Genomic DNA, 15,946 nt, shown 5'->3' with positions numbered 1-15,946 from the left:
TGGCGTGAAAATTCATCCATTTTCAGGTGAAAAACGGCTTTATTTAAAATGTGGATCGGTTTGATTTATTCAGCAACTTTCATCTGACCAGACAAATAACGCTCGTCGGCATGTAAAACTTCAATTAAAGGCTTGGTGAGTAATTCATAACGCCAACCTAACAAATAGTTAGGCAAATCTTGCTCATCGTTATGAAATACCACATGCTGATAAAGCGCATTGAGCCATTTTTTACGCAGCAAAACTTCTTTTGGAATTTGAGTTTCCTGTACGGCACGTTGAATCACCTGTTCTACATTTTCGCCCACTTCTTTTGAAGAATGACGAATTGGTCGCGCCATACGTAATGGCCATTGTGATTGATCAGGCAAATATTTAATTAAATCTAAAATAGTTTTGCCATGCTCACGCGCAATATGCGGACGTAAATCTTTAATTCCACTCAGTTGGAAGGAATTACGTGGATTTTTTTCAACTAAATCCAACATACTAGAATTACGCAAAATAAAACTACGTGGCTGATTCAGTGCCTTGACCATTTGTTCACGCCAAACAGCCAATTGCTGTAATTGCATAAGCTGACGACGTGAATGACGGTAATTACCAATGTCTTGATACAACAATTCAATTGGGGTTTCTTCACCAATTTCCTGAGTTAAATTACGGCAATCTTCCTGCACAAAATCAAGTAAATGCTGCTGTTTTAAATCACTTTGTACTTTATCTGCCAACTGCATTAAATACAGCACATCATTGGCCGCATAATTCAATTGCTCATCGGACAAGGGACGTGCAAGCCAGTCTGAGCGAGTTTGCCCTTTATCAATATCGACATTGAGCATGGTTTTTAAAGCGTTTTGATAACTGACTTGTAAACCATGCCCTAAAAATGACATGCCAACTTGGGTATCAAACACGTTATCTAAGTTTTTTTGCTGCGCGTAATGATAAATTAAATCAACATCTTCACCGCAGGCATGAAAAATATTTTGCTGCGCTTGAAACAGTTTTTCCCAAAATGCACTTAAATTTAACGAAGTCCCATCTAACAAATAGACCTGATCATTCACATTAATTTGGAATACACCCAATTTTGGCCATAAAGTATCGACCTTAATAAATTCGGTGTCTAAACCATAAATGCTGTTTTGGCTCATTAATGCCAAGACATTTTCAAAGTCTTTTTGTTGGTGAATAAATTGGAACATAGCGAGCAGGTAAAACAGGATTCTCTAGGGGTTCATTTTAAACATTAAATAGCATTTAGCTATAAAAATATGTCCAGTATTTTCAATTTTTATCTTATTTCTAAGTCGATACAGTGAAAATTTAAATTTTTTATCGTTTTTTTATCTTAATTTGATTTTTATTGGCTTTAAAGGCAAGTAATCCTTTTTGTGGATGATTTATCAATTGATTATTCATATAAAATAGCCACACATGCGAAATAAACATCCACATGAAATAAGCACCTAAATGCTTATTTCATTCGCATCCGATTATGCACCGCCTGACTTAAAGTATGACTATCGACATATTCAAGTTCGCCACCTTGCGGCACACCTTGCGCGATACGGGTCATCTGCACAGGCAAATGTTTGGTCGCTTCTACCAAATAGTGTGCTGTCGCCTGACCTTCTACGGTTGCATTGGTGGCTAAAATCACTTCGGTGATATTGCCATCACTCAAACGCTGTACCAAGTACGGAATGCCAATTTCATCTGGGCCAATACCATCTAAAGGCGATAAATGCCCACCCAAGACATGGTATTTTCCACGAAAACTACCGCTTTGCTCAATGGCCATCACATCGGCTGGAGATTCCACCACGCAAAGTAAGTGTGCATCACGGTCATGCGAAGCACAAATATTGCAGACTTCATCTTCCGTTAATGAATGACAAATCGAACATTCATGAATATAGCTAGTGGCTTCGTTCAAAGCATGAGCCAAACCGACTGCACCTTCTCTATTTTTCATAATCAGGTGCAATGCCATGCGTTGAGCCGATTTTGGCCCAACACTTGGCAAAATGCGTAGCGCTTGTACCAGTTGATCAAAACGATCACTAAACATACGCCGTTCCTTAGAATAAACCTGCCAAGCCCGGTGGCAAGCCCATGCCTGAGTTTGCAGACTTCATTTTTTCTTCAGAAATTGCTTCGGCTTGACGGGCAGCATCATTCATTGCAGCGGCAATCAAATCTTCAATCATGTCTGCATCGTCTTGCAATAATTCAGGGTTGATTTCAATGCGTTTGACCACATTACGGCAGGTCATAGTCACTTTCACTAAACCACCACCTGCTTCTGCATGCACTTCAGTTTGCGCAAGTTCTTCTTTGGCTTTTTTAATGTTGTTTTCCACTTCTTTTTGCATGCGCTGTGCTTGCTGCATCAACATATTAATGTTCATATAAATCTCCGAACAAATGATCTATTTAGTTTTAAATGAGGTCTAAACCGCGCTCGATGTCGCGAATAATATCATCAATATCTTCCAAGCCAACAGAAACACGAATTAAACCTTCGCTGATACCTGCTGCTTGTTTGGCTTCTGGGGTCATTCTGCCATGCGATGTTGTTGCAGGATGGGTAATGGTTGATTTTACATCGCCTAAATTACTGGTGATAGATAGGAAGCGTGTGTTGTCAATCACAGTCCACGCGCCTTCACGCTCGCCTTTCACCACAAAAGATACAACACCACCAAAGCCAGACTGTTGTTTTTTCGCCAACTCATGCCCCGCATGATGCGGCAGACCTGCATAATACACTTTTTCAACTTTTGGATGTGCATCTAGCCACTCGGCAAGTTTTTGTGCGCTAGCGCAATGTGCTTTCATCCGCAGGCTTAAAGTTTCTAAACCTTTTAAGAAAATCCATGCGTTAAATGGACTTAATGAGTTACCCAAAGTACGAATCACACCGTTGATTTCTTCAACCAGTTTATCTTTGCCCACCACAGCGCCGCCTAAAGCACGTCCCTGCCCATCAATATATTTGGTCGATGAGTAGATAATTAGGTCAGCACCAAATTTAATTGGTTGTTGTAAAACGGGCGTACAGAAAGTGTTATCTACCGCAAATAACGCACCATGTGCATGTGCAATATCGGCAATCGCTTGCAAGTCACCCACCTGAGCCAATGGATTTGATGGTGTTTCAATAAATAAAAGACGTGTGTTTGGACGAATGGCTTGTTTCCAGCTGTCTAAATCTTCTAAATCAACAAAAGTGACATCGACACCAAACTTCATCACGTATTTTTCAAATAGTGAAATGATAGAGCCAAAGACAGCACGTGAACAGACTACATGATCACCCGCTTTAAGATAAGCCAAAGTGATCGCATGAACGGCCGCCATACCCGAACTTGTCGCAACCGCACGTTCTGCACCATCTAATACTGCCAAGCGTTTTTCAAAAGCCTGTACAGTTGGATTGGTATAACGTGAATAGGTATTGCCTTCAATTTCACCTGAGAATTTTGCAGCTGCATCGGCAGCATTTTCACAAACAAATGATGAAGTCAGGAAAATTGGCTCACTGTGTTCGCCTTCAATTGTACGGTTGTGTCCGGTACGAATTGCCAAAGTATCTAATTGATATTCAATGTCGTCGTGTTGACTCATCTTTACTGCTCAGCCCTAAACTTAGTCCTAAGACCTGTTTGTTAAATAATTGCCAACATTTTGAGCGCCAAGCGCATTTAAGGTCAAGGTAAAATGTATAAATATCGCTTAGACTTCATTCAAATCGGCGCCACGTGTGATGGAACACCTCATGAATCAGCTACAAAGAAAATTTAATCCGCACCGAAAAAAGCTTAAAAACCTCAGCACTCGCTTATTTAAAAGCCGTGATTTGATCTTATCTCAGACCACGCCATACGACATCGTGGCACGTTATAAGTATGCGCAGATTCGCTATTACGCTTCGCCAGATAAGCAATATAAAGAGCCGCTGGTTTTTGTTGCGCCTTTAGCAATTACCATGTCGATTTATGACTTATATCCTTATCGCTCTTTAGTGAAACATTTTCAGCATAGCGGTTTTGATGTGTATTTGGTTGATTGGGGACAATTGACCTATCAACATTGTCATTTAAATTTTATGGCTTTTATTCAGGATGCAATCCCTAATTGTATTCAACTCATTTTACAACACGCCAAAGTCGAACAAATTTCACTACATGGTTGGAGTATGGCGGGTATTTTTGCCATGCTTTATACCGCCGACCAACAAACAACTCATATTAAAAACTTGATGGTTTTGGGTAGCCCTGTAGATAGCTATGCTTCGGGGCGGGTTGGTAAACTCTTTCAACTGACCAATCAACTGATTTCTAAATATCCCAAATTGCAACATGCCTTTTATTCAGGAAAAATTCCAAAGCATTTAATTCATACACCGGGTTTAATCAATGCGATTGGTTTTAAGATTTTAGACCCTAGAGCATGGCTGGAAAGCAATAAACAGATGCTGTCGAATCTGCACGACTTACAAACCTTGCATGAAAACGCAACTTTAGCCAATTTTTTAAATAATATGATTGATTATCCGGGTGGGATTAATCAGGACATGGTATTGAATGTATGGCTGCAAAACCCACTCAAACAAGGTCATATTCAACTCAAACAACATCAGATAGACCTTAAAAATATTCATTGTTCACTTTTGGTCGGTGCGGGTGATAGCGATCAAATTGTCACTGCTGAAGCTGCTCAACCTTTATGTGAATTGACAAGTAGTACCGATGTCACGTTTACTCTTATTCCTGGCGGGCATTTAGGTTTAATGTCCAGTCAAAAAAGTGCCAATGAATTTTGGCCTAAATTGACCACATGGTTAGAACAACGATCCAGCAAAATTGCATAAAGAGAGCAAAAACATGATTCAATCTGTTGCATTTATTGGCTTAGGCGCAATGGGCTACCGCATGGCAGCCCATTTACCTAAACATTTTGATACGGTCTATGTCTGGAATCGTAACTTTGCCAAAGCCGAGCAACATGCTGCTGAATATGGCACACAAGCGGTTGAATTGGCTCAAGCGGTGCAAGCAGATATTATTTTTTCTTGCTTGCCCACCAGTACCGAAGTTGAAAACCTGATTGCACAAGTTCAACTTAAAGCAGGTTCAGTCTGGGTCGATTGCACCAGTGGCGTACCCGAAAGTGCTAAAAAATTGGTACAACAACTTGAAGCACAACAGATCGACTTTTTAGATGCACCTGTAAGCGGACAAACCATTGGTGCAGAAAATGCCACATTAACAGTCATGATTGGCGGTAAAGCTGCTGCTTTTGAAAAAGCCCTACCTGCAATTCAGGCTTTTGGTAAAGTGATTCAGCATGTGGGTGAACCTGGTGCTGGCTTTGCCGTAAAAGCGGTGAATAATATGTTAATGGCAGTGAGTTTGTGTGCTGCAGCTGAAGGTTTTACCACCTTAAAAGCACATGGCGTAAACTTAAATCAGGCCTTGCAATGCATAAATGCTTCAAGTGGTAAAAGCGCAGTAACGGAAATGATTTTGCCGCAGCGAGTACTGAATCGCGCTTTTCCAAATACTTTTGCACTCCCTTTACTGGCTAAAGACACAGGTATCGCATTAGATTTAGTCCATGAAGCAGCTTTGCCTGCACCTGTATTGGCTTTAACCCAAAGCCTGATTCAAGCAGCGAATTTAACCGCAGAAAAAGACAGTGATTTTTCCACTGCTGTGAAAATGTATGAATTATGGAGTAATATTACCCTAGAGTAAGAACTCGCCATTGAATATACAGCCATAAACCCAATAATGTGTATTAAGTGGCTAGTCACACCATCATTAAATAGAGGAAACTCTTATGAACAAGTTTAGCATTGCCGTATTTGCAAGCCTTGCAACTTTAATTGGGGCAAGTTCAACTGCTTTTGCATCTGAACAAGAATGTCAGAAACTGAAAAATGACCACGATGTTATTTATGCATCTAAAGGGTTCTGCTTCAAAGACCCAGAAGCTAAAGCACGTTTTGGTAATGACAACTGCTATACAACCAAACCTAAGTTTTCTGAAAAAGAACAACAACGTCTTGACGCAATCAAAGAACGTCAAAAAGAACTGAACTGTAAATAACCGTTCTGAAATATCAAAGCTGAATTTAAGGAATCATAATGGCTTACGATGATCAAAATATTTTTGCAAGAATTCTACGTGGCGAGCTTCCTGCAATTAAAGTGTATGAAGATGACCAAGTTCTTGCGTTTATGGACATCATGCCGCAAGCCGATGGTCACACTCTCGTGATTCCTAAAACGCCTGCAGTGACTTTACTGGACTTACCTGCAGATGCAGCAGCATATACCATTCAAATTGTGCAAAAAATTGCAAAAGCAATGCAGCAAGCTTTGGGTGTAGATGGTATCGTGTTAATGCAATTGTCAGGTACAAGCGCAGGTCAAACTGTCCCCCACGTGCATTTTCACTTAATTCCAACATCGGTCCATCAACTTGGGAAACATGCTGCACAAATGGGCGACCAAGAAAAAATTAAAGCTCAAGCGGAAAAAATTAAAGCAGCGCTTTAAATATTTCAAAAATGTCATACAAAATGAATGGAGCAACTGCTCCATTTTTTATTTAAATACAATTCAAATACTTAAAAATAAATCACAATTATTAGATCTCTTGCGAAAGTATAGTTTTATCTAATTTTTGAATTGGCTAAAAGCTAATAAAATATAGCTTTCGGGTGATTAAAATGTCACTAACGCAAGAAGTCTATTTATTACATTTTATTACCCGTCATCAAATTGTAATTTTTTCTTCACTTCAATGTCACAAAGTTTACAGATACTGCTTAGCAAGTTGGTGAGCTTGTGTAACTTTTTGTACACAAGCTAACTAAATAAGAAAGCAAGGCGAATGCCATTTTTAAAAGTGTTTTGGAGAAATCTTGATGAAAAAATTGCTTCTAGCAGCTACTGTTGCAGCAATGGGTGTAAGCGCAGCACAAGCAGCACCAACTTTGTATGGTAAGATCAATCTATCGGTTGACCAAATTCAAAATGATGATTTTGAAAAAGATCAAGATGTCACTGAATTAAATTCTAACGCTTCTCGTATTGGGGTTAAAGGCGAAGAAAAATTAACTGAAAATGTATCAGCAGTTTATGTGGCTGAATGGGAAATCAGTGCTGATGGTGATGAAAATGATGCTCAAACTTTCAAAAAACGTAATCTTTTTGGTGGTTTAAAGTTTGAAAATGTAGGTACTTTAAAAGCTGGTATTTTTGATTCTTATTTCAAAAATGCTGCTGGAAAATACCAAGATATCTTTAATGATCACACCCTTGATATCACAAACATGATGTATGGTGAAGATCGTCTTAAAAACTCTATAGGGTTTGAAACAGACAAAAAAATGCTAGGTGGCTTACAATTTAATATCCTAGCGCAACAAGGTGAAGATGCAACTAAAGACTATGCCACATCTGGTCAAAAAGGAAAACGCGATGGTTTTGGTGATTCTATCTCTACTTCTTTGACTTATGATAATAAAGATGTTGGTATCGCTCTTGCACTAGCAGGTAACTTTGGCGTTGAAGGTAAATACGCTGGAGTAGATAAAAAACTATATTCAGATGCTGTACGTGTGACTGGTTCTTACGATTTTAGCAAAGTAGGTGTAAACGGTTTAGTACTTGGTGCTCTTTACCAACAAGCAGAACCAACTGACAAAATTGTAGGTCTTGAAGGTTTAGAAGAAAAAGCTTGGTTACTTAGCTCAACATATAAAGTTGGCAACACACCATGGGTTGTTAAAGCTCAATACCAAACTGCTGAAACTACAGCTGACGCATTTGATGGTGATATCACCATTGACCAATATGGTATCGGTATTGACTACAACCTCAATAAACAAACTCGTTTCTACGGTGTTCTTGCACAACAAAAACTTGATATTACTGGTGTAGATCTTGAAGAAGATAACAAAACGGTATTTGGTTTAGGTATGGAATATAACTTCTAATCTTAAGATTAAAGTGAATTCTACAAATAAAAGGGCTTATGCCCTTTTATTTTTTCTTAAATTTAACGCTTTAAAAACCCAGACACTAAATTCATGACTTGTTGAATATCGTCGTTGGCTTCTTGTTTACTGGTTTGCTCACCTTGTGGTGTCAATGAATCAATAATTTGCGGCAATACTGTAGAAATTGCACTATAAATATCTTGCTTTGGTGCCTGAGTTTGCTGCGCGACCTGCTCTACATCGGCATCATCAAATAAACTTTGTACTTGTTCAGCACCTACATGTGCATTCTCACCTGGGCCTGTAGACACCCAGTCATCCACCTGACTGGTTAAGCCTTGTCCTTTTAGTTTATCCAAAGCACCTTGCAAGCCACCCTGTTTTTGAATCCATGCCAACACCAAAGGCAAAACTGCAATCAATAAACTTTGTGTACCTGAAGCACCTGTAGCAGAACGCTGTTGTTGCCCACCCAACTGACCAAGTACCGAACCAAGAATTCCACCCAAACCGCCTTGCGCAGATTGTTGGTTATTACCACCAAGTTGCCCCAAAACCGAACCTAAAATACCACCCAATCCACCTTGAGATTGATTAGATTGCTGATTCGCGCCCAATGCCTGCTTTGCTAAAATTTCAACAATATTGCTTAAATTGGTCATTTTATTTTCCTCATAATGCCCTTATGACAGCATACGAAGTTTTGACTGAATTGCGCACTTGAAATTGTTAAATTTTACAATATTCTAAATTTGTTAAGCAGTTATCATTATTAGGTTTTTATGAGTTTAATGCACCACTTACCAACGGAATTTATCCCAATTTTCAGGGTTTGCCCAAAACTTAGAATTAAACCAATCAGGCACGTGCTTATAAGTCAAAATATTAAATTGCCATAAGCACAAATGATGCTGCTCAAAGCGATGTTCAATCAATTGCGTAAAACCAAGCGCTCTAAGCAATTGCTCATCTTCATGCGCAGCAATCACCACAATATGCTTTGCCAATAAGTCACGGAGCTTCACCAAAATTTGTGATGTGTGTTGTGGCGTCTGCAAATCAAAATCAGTAGCATCCAAAAATACAACTGCCAAATCAAAACGTTGGGTAAAAGGCAGATTTAAAAATGCCAATGCGCTAAAATACTGCCATTGGATAGCTGACTGATCATCCGCTTGATTGTTATGCTTCGGGCTTGCTTCAATATTTTGCCCTATACACAATGCAGTAGAAATTGGCTGTTGTTGAGATAAATCATCAATTAATGCTTGAATTAAACGCATTTCAGCCATCACTGCATTCCTTCATTTTCGAGAGAGTATTCTTATGGAACTACAAGGCATTTGCCATAAAATGCACGCAGGTCTTAAGGACCATAGTGTAACTGATGAACAGGTACACAAGGCAAATGTTGAATATAAATTTATTCTAGACCGTGCAGAAATTGACCTGCCTTTTCAGCTTGGGCAAGAACTTGAACTGGAATGGACGGGCAATATTTATTGTGTTTCTTGTGGTGTGAAAACACCAAAATCCTATTCGCAAGGACATTGTTTCAAGTGTTTTAAAACCAAAGCATCTTGCGATATGTGCATCATGAAGCCTGAGACCTGTCACTATCATTTAGGTACCTGTCGTGAAGATAGTTTTGCTCAAGAAGTCTGCTTTCAACCGCACATCGTATATTTAGCCAATTCAAGTGCTTTAAAAGTGGGAATCACCCGTTTAGGTCAAATGCCAACACGTTGGCTAGATCAGGGCGCAACTCAAGCCTTGCCAATTATGAAAGTCGGCTCACGCCGTTTATCTGGGCAATTGGAAGTTATGTTTGGTACACAAGTCGCAGATAAAACCGACTGGCGCAAACTACTCAAAGGCGAAGCAGAGCCGCTAAACCTAATTGAAGTGCGTGAACAACTGATTGAAGAGTTTGCGCCTAAAATTCAGACCATTCGTGATGAGTTTAGTCAAAACCTTGAATTCAACGAAACGGTAGAGCTTTTAGATCAGGAACTTCCGCGTGAATTTGTGTACCCTGTAGAACAGTATCCTGAGAAAATTAAATCGCATAACTTAGATAAAACCCCAATCATTCGCGGCAAACTGCAAGGAATTAAAGGGCAATATTTAATCTTGGATACAGGTGTCATCAACATTCGTAAATACACAGGTTATGAGCTAAAAATTCGCGCTGAATAAATCTTGAAACTGCTTACTTAATCATTTTAGATGCACAAAAAAACCAGCAAATTTGCTGGTTTTTTTGTAGATGTTCATCACTTATTTGATTTTCGCTTTCGATTTCAAATATTGCGTATAGTCATCTAGCTCTTGTTGAGCACGTAATTGTTGATACAACTGCGCTAACTCTTTCAGTTGCTCAGGCGTTAAAGCATTCGATGTAGTATCGTTTACATTTGATACAGCTACCACCACCAATTCATTTGGTATAGATGCTGTTGTTACTGACCACATACCATCTTTAGGCGCAAGCACACCAAATGCAGCACGTTCAATTTCACGCTTTAACAAACCATCTGCACGGGTGAATGTGCCTGCATTTTCAAAACGGATTTGGTTTTTCGCCAAAACGGTCGCTGCAGGTTGAGTTTTAAAGGCATCCAACGCAGCTTGAATATCTTTTTTCGCTGCATCAAAGGCTTTTTTCTCAATCAGTTTAGCTTTTACGCGGGGTGTTGCTTCTTCTAAAGTTTGCACACCTGCGGCATGGTAATTACGCACTTTCACCCATACCACATCGCCATTGGCTAAAGTAATGTTACTCGATGCGTTGCGATCGCCATTTTTCACATCATCATTAAACAATTTAACTTTGACAGATGGCTGGCTTAAAACAGGATGCTGCGCCGCCAAAGTTAAACCATTAACAGATTCGACTTTGGCCGTTTTCACTTCTTCTGCCACAACATCTAAAGCATCACTACTCACCACCAATTCATTTAAGCTGTTGATGGTATCGGTATACGCATTTTCAGTTTTGGCTTTTTGCAACTCTGCCATTAAACGTGCTTTTTGAGTTTCAAACGCAGGGACTTGAACTGTAGCACCTTCTGTTTGAATCACATGATAGCCATATTGAGTTTTAATCGGCTGTGATACTTCACCAGATTTTAAGCTACCCACGGCTTTGTCAAAGGCATCGCCAAATACGCCTGCTTCATAACCTGCAACCTCACCACCTTTGGCTTTAGACTCAGGATCATCCGAATACTTTTGTGCAGCTGCAGTAAAGCTTGTACCTTGCTTAATTTCAGCTGCGGCTTGCTCTGCAAGTTTTTTAGCTGCGGCATCATCACGCGCATCGGTGGTGATTAAAATATGTTTCACTGTCGGTACAGCAGCACCTTTTTGAGTTTCGACAAACTTTTGATAAGCCTGTTGTAACTCTGCGTCAGTGACAGCCGTATTTGCAGGTGCAATATTGGCTGGAGTCACCACAATGTAATCGACATCAACGCTAGCAACCTGTTTAAAGGCATTGGCGTGCTGTTCATAATACGCAGCAATCTCTTGTGCATTTGTGGTGATGTTTTTCTTGTAGTCATCTAACTTAATGCTAGATAAATGCAAAGTACGTTGCTGGGTTTGTAAATTGGCAATTTGCTGAATATCAGACGGGCTAACTAAAGCATAATCGGTAAAGCTAGCACTCAGCATTTTTAACGCATGGTCTTGGCGTAAATTTGCCACAAGCGCCTGATTGGTCATGCCTACAGATTGCAGATAGTTCGCATACAAGCTTTCAGAAAACTTGCCATCTTGTTGGAAATTCGGTTGCTGTGCAATCATTTGTTCAATTTGTGCATCGCTCAAAGAAATCCCTAATTTCTCAGCTTGTTGTAATAACAAGGTACGTGCAACCAACGTATCTTTGGCTTTGTTTTGAATATAATTTTGATTCAATAGTGTTTCATCACCATTGGTATAGGCCAAGTATTGTTCTTTCAAGGAATTGGTCAGATTATCTAATTCTCGTTTTGAAATTTGCTGACCATTGACTGTTTGTGCAGTGTCTTCAGACTGACCTCCACTAAAATATCCTTCAATACCTACAAGTGCTAAAGGGGTCAAGAACAAGACGAGCAAAACTTTGCCCAACCAACCCTTAATAACTTTACGAAAAGATTCCATAAGTATTCCAATATTTTATTTGTGCGAGATTTTAACTGAAAACCCTCAACGAATGAATGCGTTGAAGCCGTTTATTGACATTATTAATAAAAAACGCGCCAATTGGCGCGCTTTCTTGGCATTTTAAAAGATTATGCTACTGAATCTTTTAAACCTTTACCCGCTTTAAAGCTTGGTACTTTGCTTGCTTTAATTTCAAGTGTAGCACCTGTTTGTGGGTTACGACCTGTGCGAGCAGCACGCTCTTTCACATTAAATGTACCAAAACCAACGAGGGTTACAGTATCACCCGCTTTAAGCGCTTCAGTAATAGAAGCAATTGTTGCGTCTAAGGCCTTACCTGCATCAGTCTTAGACAATCCCCCTTTCTCTGCAATTGCATCGATTAATTCTGATTTATTCATGAAAATTACGTCCTCTTAATATCGTTTATTTAAGGTCCAGAGATTTAATTTAAATTACCGTAACGCCTTTATAGCAATGCTTTGAGGGTAAAAGCAATACTCCCTGCACGCTTTTATGCAAAATAAATGGTAAAAACGATGGAACTGTTAGCCTCTATTCAGTTTTGCCCTAAAATACCCGATGTATAATAAAGCAACATCCTTTAAGCCCCCCTTTCCACAGAATTACTTTTTCGCAACATCTTCTTTTAATGGTTTATTTTCTTCAATCAACGCATCGACTTTGGCATGTAATTGCAGTACCAATTGCTCCAAATGTTGTAGGTCTTTTGCTGTCACCAAGCCAATTCTATTTAAAGAATGATTGACGCTATGGTCAATTAAACGCTCAACTTTATCTTTAGTATCAATGACCGACTCTTTGGCTTTTTCAGACACTTTTTCAACTGTTTGATCGGCAATTTCTGTAGTTTTAGATTCTAATTCCTCACCCACCTTGACCAGAGAGTCAAACAATTTATTGCCTTCTTCTTCTGCGCGTGAAAATGCACCTAAACCTGCTAGCCAAATTTGCTTGGTATATTTACGAAAATCGAGTGATGATTTACGTCCTGAGCGTAATTTATCTTTATTTTTCAATGTGGTTTCTGGTTCAACCAAATGCTCTTCTACGCTATCCGTCGTTTTTTCCATGAACCTCTCTCCTGCTTATTTTATGCGCACATAAATGTAATAAACCTACAAAATGCTTTCATAATAGCAAATTAAATACTTGATCGTTTTGCTAAACTGTTCTACAAAGCAAGATTATTCGCTGCGCTTCTTAGAATGTATTCTCAACGAAGCGCAAAACAAGGAATTCAACTTTAGATTTAGGGACTTGATTTTATGAGTGATTCGCAACAAAGACAAAGTAATCCACATTTGTTGCTGACCATGCTCATGATTGTGCTGGAAACAATTTTTAGCTTTATTCTAAAACATGATCGTGTGGTCGCTTTGCAGGCTAAAAAGTTTGTCGACCAGAAAATCACCATTAAAATTAATAGCTATATTCCTTATTTCGACATTTACGTGGAATTCAATCCAAACGGCATCTTATTTGACAGCAACGCACCTGAACAAGCTGTCGATTTAGATGTGCGCACCACCCTCATAGATTTATTTAAAATCTTTATTTTAGGTAATCGTCGCAGTATTAAACACATGCGTATAGATGGTGACATTACCCTTAAAGATGAGTTTCGTGATCTAATTTTGCATTTTAGTGCACCCAAAGTTTTAGCTGACTGGAAACAATGGCTGAAAGAAGCACCGCAAGAACAAGAAGTGATTGGTTCTAAAAAGCGCATTGCCCCACTTTTAGACAAAATTGATGAACAACGCTCTAAGATCAACACCCTACAAGTTGAGCTTAAACAGCATAAAAACCGTATTCGTCGGATTGAACGTCGTCAAAAGCGCATTAACATCGTCTTTGGTGTAATAACAGTACTATTAATTACGTTATTAGTGTATAATTTATGGATCGTTTAAACGCATTAAAATATTAAGAAAAACAGCGTAAATCCTCGCGCACAATATCACAATAAAATACTTGACTAATTTAGTCGGGATTCATAGAATACCCATATCTAGTCTAATCATGTGTATCGAATCATGCGCTTAACAACTCGCGGTCGCTACGCAGTGACTGCTCTACTTGATTTAGCTTTGCAGCCAACTGAACAAACGATCACGCTTGCTGAAATTGCAGCCCGTCAAACTATTTCTGTTGCTTATCTTGAGCAGTTATTCGCAAAACTTAAGCGCCACGGCTTAGTGTCTAGTGTTCGCGGTGCTAACGGTGGTTACCATTTAGCACGTAGTGCAAATGAAATCACTGTGCTAGAAATCATTGAAGCCGTAAACGAAACTGTTGATGCAACGCGTTGCGACCATAAAGGCAACTGTCAAAATGGTGCAATGTGCTTGACTCACGACTTATGGCAGGAACTCTCCCATCATATTGCCGACTATCTCGCTAAAATCTCACTTGCTGATTTAGTTGCGCGTGACAACGTACAAACTGTTGCCATTCGCCAGAACACAGCACCGTTTGATTCAGCTCTGTTATCGGTTACAGGTATTTGACATGAAACGTCCAATTTATCTTGACTACGCAGCAACCACTCCTGTAGATCCTCAAGTTGCAGAACGCATGATGGAGTGCCTGACTTTTGATGGGACTTTCGGTAATGCCGCTTCTCGTTCGCACGCTTATGGCTGGCAAGCAGAAGAAAAAGTTGAATATGCACGTGAACAAGTTGCGAACTTGATCAAAGCAGACCCACGTGAAATCGTGTGGACTTCTGGTGCAACAGAATCAGATAACCTTGCACTAAAAGGCGTAGCACAATTCTATTCGTCTAAAGGCAAACACATTATTACCTCTAAAATTGAACACAAAGCCATTTTAGATACCTGCCGTGAGCTTGAATCTGAAGGTTTTGAAATCACGTACTTAGAGCCACAACCACGAACAGGTTTAATTACACCTGAAATGGTTGAAGCGGCAATTCGTCCAGACACAATTTTAGTGTCGTTGATGATGGTCAATAACGAAATTGGTACGATTACCGATGTCGCTGCAATTGGCGAAATCACCCGTGCCAAAAAAATCTTCTTCCACGTTGATGCTGCGCAAGCTGCAGGTAAGGTAGAAATTGATTTATCTACCTTAAAAGTAGACTTAATGAGCTTCTCTGCACACAAAATCTATGGCCCTAAAGGTATTGGTGCGCTATTTGTACGCCGCAGTCCACGCGTACGCTTAAAAGCACAAATGCATGGTGGCGGTCATGAGCGTGGCATGCGTTCAGGCACACTTGCAACCCACCAAATTGTAGGTATGGGCGAAGCATTTGAACTTGCAGGCAAAAACTTGGCTTCTGAACAAGCCCGTTTACGTGTATTGCGCGACAAACTTTGGAATGGCTTGAACACCATGGAACAAGTTTTCCTGAATGGTCACCCAACACTAAACGTAGCCAACTATTTAAACGTCAGCTTCAACTTTGTTGAAGGTGAATCTTTAATGATGTCTCTTAAAGATGCTGCGGTATCTTCAGGTTCTGCGTGTACTTCAGCGACTTTAGAGCCATCTTATGTATTACGTGCACTAGGTCTTTCAGACGAACTTGCACACAGCTCAATTCGTTTCAGTTTTGGTAAATACACCACTGAAGAAGATATTGATCATGTCCTAACTGTGACTAAAGCTGCTGTTGAAAAGTTACGTGAACTTTCACCGCTTTGGGATATGTATAAAGAAGGGATTGACCTTTCTAAAGTAGAATGGACTGAACACTAATTCATCCCAAATCTA

General features: G+C 39.6%; 18 protein-coding genes. 9 read left to right on the top strand and 9 right to left on the bottom strand.

Features of this window, described 5'->3' with window-relative positions:
• Nucleotides 1–65: 65 nt before the first annotated feature.
• The 4 genes from FTT91_RS05980 to FTT91_RS05965 form a co-directional block, all read right to left on the bottom strand.
• Nucleotides 66–1,208: an HRDC domain-containing protein gene (locus tag FTT91_RS05980; protein WP_180169141.1), complete on the bottom strand. Its 1,143-nt coding sequence runs from the start codon at nucleotides 1,206–1,208 to the stop codon at nucleotides 66–68.
• 272 nt (nucleotides 1,209–1,480) lie between these two features.
• Complete coding sequence (gene recR / locus FTT91_RS05975; protein ID WP_019837914.1) at nucleotides 1,481–2,077, bottom strand: recombination mediator RecR; 597 nt, start codon at nucleotides 2,075–2,077, stop codon at nucleotides 1,481–1,483.
• Between the two features lie 10 nt (nucleotides 2,078–2,087).
• Complete coding sequence (locus FTT91_RS05970; protein ID WP_004976621.1) at nucleotides 2,088–2,417, bottom strand: YbaB/EbfC family nucleoid-associated protein; 330 nt, start codon at nucleotides 2,415–2,417, stop codon at nucleotides 2,088–2,090.
• Nucleotides 2,418–2,448: 31 nt separating this feature from the next.
• Nucleotides 2,449–3,636 carry an O-succinylhomoserine sulfhydrylase gene (locus FTT91_RS05965; RefSeq protein WP_180169140.1) on the bottom strand — a complete coding sequence of 396 codons (1,188 nt, stop codon included), beginning with the start codon at nucleotides 3,634–3,636 and terminating at the stop codon, nucleotides 2,449–2,451.
• Nucleotides 3,637–3,787: 151 nt separating this feature from the next.
• On the opposite strand from FTT91_RS05965, the gene FTT91_RS05960 reads away from it, so the two are divergent.
• The 5 genes from FTT91_RS05960 (at nucleotide 3,788) to FTT91_RS05940 (ending at nucleotide 8,020) form a co-directional block, all read left to right on the top strand.
• Entirely contained in the window at nucleotides 3,788–4,882 is a 1,095-nt protein-coding gene (locus FTT91_RS05960) for an alpha/beta fold hydrolase (RefSeq protein WP_131261453.1), read from the top strand.
• Between the two features lie 13 nt (nucleotides 4,883–4,895).
• Entirely contained in the window at nucleotides 4,896–5,768 is an 873-nt protein-coding gene (locus tag FTT91_RS05955) for an NAD(P)-dependent oxidoreductase (RefSeq protein WP_096901444.1), read from the top strand.
• An 85-nt stretch (nucleotides 5,769–5,853) separates the two neighbouring features.
• Nucleotides 5,854–6,123 carry a YARHG domain-containing protein gene (locus FTT91_RS05950; protein WP_136144520.1) on the top strand — a complete coding sequence of 90 codons (270 nt, stop codon included), beginning with the start codon at nucleotides 5,854–5,856 and terminating at the stop codon, nucleotides 6,121–6,123.
• 38 nt (nucleotides 6,124–6,161) lie between these two features.
• Nucleotides 6,162–6,575: an HIT family protein gene (locus tag FTT91_RS05945; protein ID WP_178867793.1), complete on the top strand. Its 414-nt coding sequence runs from the start codon at nucleotides 6,162–6,164 to the stop codon at nucleotides 6,573–6,575.
• Nucleotides 6,576–6,946: 371 nt separating this feature from the next.
• On the top strand, nucleotides 6,947–8,020 hold the full coding sequence (locus FTT91_RS05940) for a porin (RefSeq protein WP_136144525.1): 1,074 nt from the start codon (nucleotides 6,947–6,949) through the stop codon (nucleotides 8,018–8,020).
• Between the two features lie 62 nt (nucleotides 8,021–8,082).
• Here the strand turns inward: FTT91_RS05940 and FTT91_RS05935 are convergent, their stop codons facing one another.
• Both FTT91_RS05935 and FTT91_RS05930 read right to left on the bottom strand, forming a co-directional pair.
• Nucleotides 8,083–8,685, bottom strand: a complete 603-nt coding sequence (locus tag FTT91_RS05935; RefSeq protein WP_180072645.1) for a YidB family protein — start codon at nucleotides 8,683–8,685, stop codon at nucleotides 8,083–8,085.
• A gap of 138 nt (nucleotides 8,686–8,823) precedes the next feature.
• Nucleotides 8,824–9,315 carry a DUF6231 family protein gene (locus FTT91_RS05930; RefSeq protein WP_180169139.1) on the bottom strand — a complete coding sequence of 164 codons (492 nt, stop codon included), beginning with the start codon at nucleotides 9,313–9,315 and terminating at the stop codon, nucleotides 8,824–8,826.
• Between the two features lie 34 nt (nucleotides 9,316–9,349).
• On the opposite strand from FTT91_RS05930, the gene FTT91_RS05925 reads away from it, so the two are divergent.
• On the top strand, nucleotides 9,350–10,222 hold the full coding sequence (locus FTT91_RS05925) for a DUF2797 domain-containing protein (protein WP_131261455.1): 873 nt from the start codon (nucleotides 9,350–9,352) through the stop codon (nucleotides 10,220–10,222).
• An 81-nt stretch (nucleotides 10,223–10,303) separates the two neighbouring features.
• Here the strand turns inward: FTT91_RS05925 and FTT91_RS05920 are convergent, their stop codons facing one another.
• The 3 genes from FTT91_RS05920 to FTT91_RS05910 form a co-directional block, all read right to left on the bottom strand.
• On the bottom strand, nucleotides 10,304–12,175 hold the full coding sequence (locus tag FTT91_RS05920; protein ID WP_180169138.1) for a SurA N-terminal domain-containing protein: 1,872 nt from the start codon (nucleotides 12,173–12,175) through the stop codon (nucleotides 10,304–10,306).
• Between the two features lie 131 nt (nucleotides 12,176–12,306).
• Nucleotides 12,307–12,579 carry an HU family DNA-binding protein gene (locus tag FTT91_RS05915; protein ID WP_004976639.1) on the bottom strand — a complete coding sequence of 91 codons (273 nt, stop codon included), beginning with the start codon at nucleotides 12,577–12,579 and terminating at the stop codon, nucleotides 12,307–12,309.
• A 225-nt stretch (nucleotides 12,580–12,804) separates the two neighbouring features.
• Nucleotides 12,805–13,272: a phasin family protein gene (locus tag FTT91_RS05910; protein WP_180169137.1), complete on the bottom strand. Its 468-nt coding sequence runs from the start codon at nucleotides 13,270–13,272 to the stop codon at nucleotides 12,805–12,807.
• Between the two features lie 195 nt (nucleotides 13,273–13,467).
• Here FTT91_RS05910 and FTT91_RS05905 point away from each other — a divergent pair, with 195 nt between their 5' ends.
• From FTT91_RS05905 to FTT91_RS05895, 3 genes are all read left to right on the top strand, one after another.
• On the top strand, nucleotides 13,468–14,115 hold the full coding sequence (locus FTT91_RS05905) for a hypothetical protein (protein WP_180169136.1): 648 nt from the start codon (nucleotides 13,468–13,470) through the stop codon (nucleotides 14,113–14,115).
• Nucleotides 14,116–14,238: 123 nt separating this feature from the next.
• Entirely contained in the window at nucleotides 14,239–14,712 is a 474-nt protein-coding gene (locus FTT91_RS05900; RefSeq protein ID WP_004976645.1) for an Rrf2 family transcriptional regulator, read from the top strand.
• Nucleotide 14,713: 1 nt separating this feature from the next.
• The gene (locus FTT91_RS05895; RefSeq protein WP_180169135.1) at nucleotides 14,714–15,931 is read left to right on the top strand and encodes an IscS subfamily cysteine desulfurase; all 1,218 of its coding nucleotides are present in this window, start codon (nucleotides 14,714–14,716) and stop codon (nucleotides 15,929–15,931) included.
• The last annotated feature ends 15 nt before the right edge of the window (nucleotides 15,932–15,946 follow it).

The organism is Acinetobacter sp. YH12021 (assembly GCF_013420145.1).
Lineage (GTDB): Bacteria > Pseudomonadota > Gammaproteobacteria > Pseudomonadales > Moraxellaceae > Acinetobacter > Acinetobacter towneri.
Note: the sequence above shows the minus strand (reverse complement) of the source record. Positions and strands in the feature narration are given on the sequence as shown.

Coding starts and splice junctions, on each gene's coding strand:
- FTT91_RS05935 (WP_180072645.1), bottom strand. CDS start 8,685: ATGACCAATTTAAGCAATATTGTTGAAATTTTAGCAAAGCAGGCATTG.
- FTT91_RS05910 (WP_180169137.1), bottom strand. CDS start 13,272: ATGGAAAAAACGACGGATAGCGTAGAAGAGCATTTGGTTGAACCAGAA.
- FTT91_RS05895 (WP_180169135.1), top strand. CDS start 14,714: ATGAAACGTCCAATTTATCTTGACTACGCAGCAACCACTCCTGTAGAT.
- FTT91_RS05900 (WP_004976645.1), top strand. CDS start 14,239: ATGCGCTTAACAACTCGCGGTCGCTACGCAGTGACTGCTCTACTTGAT.
- FTT91_RS05940 (WP_136144525.1), top strand. CDS start 6,947: ATGAAAAAATTGCTTCTAGCAGCTACTGTTGCAGCAATGGGTGTAAGC.
- FTT91_RS05920 (WP_180169138.1), bottom strand. CDS start 12,175: ATGGAATCTTTTCGTAAAGTTATTAAGGGTTGGTTGGGCAAAGTTTTG.
- FTT91_RS05955 (WP_096901444.1), top strand. CDS start 4,896: ATGATTCAATCTGTTGCATTTATTGGCTTAGGCGCAATGGGCTACCGC.
- FTT91_RS05945 (WP_178867793.1), top strand. CDS start 6,162: ATGGCTTACGATGATCAAAATATTTTTGCAAGAATTCTACGTGGCGAG.
- FTT91_RS05905 (WP_180169136.1), top strand. CDS start 13,468: ATGAGTGATTCGCAACAAAGACAAAGTAATCCACATTTGTTGCTGACC.
- FTT91_RS05980 (WP_180169141.1), bottom strand. CDS start 1,208: ATGTTCCAATTTATTCACCAACAAAAAGACTTTGAAAATGTCTTGGCA.
- FTT91_RS05930 (WP_180169139.1), bottom strand. CDS start 9,315: ATGGCTGAAATGCGTTTAATTCAAGCATTAATTGATGATTTATCTCAA.
- FTT91_RS05925 (WP_131261455.1), top strand. CDS start 9,350: ATGGAACTACAAGGCATTTGCCATAAAATGCACGCAGGTCTTAAGGAC.
- FTT91_RS05970 (WP_004976621.1), bottom strand. CDS start 2,417: ATGAACATTAATATGTTGATGCAGCAAGCACAGCGCATGCAAAAAGAA.
- FTT91_RS05965 (WP_180169140.1), bottom strand. CDS start 3,636: ATGAGTCAACACGACGACATTGAATATCAATTAGATACTTTGGCAATT.
- FTT91_RS05950 (WP_136144520.1), top strand. CDS start 5,854: ATGAACAAGTTTAGCATTGCCGTATTTGCAAGCCTTGCAACTTTAATT.
- recR (WP_019837914.1), bottom strand. CDS start 2,077: ATGTTTAGTGATCGTTTTGATCAACTGGTACAAGCGCTACGCATTTTG.
- FTT91_RS05960 (WP_131261453.1), top strand. CDS start 3,788: ATGAATCAGCTACAAAGAAAATTTAATCCGCACCGAAAAAAGCTTAAA.
- FTT91_RS05915 (WP_004976639.1), bottom strand. CDS start 12,579: ATGAATAAATCAGAATTAATCGATGCAATTGCAGAGAAAGGGGGATTG.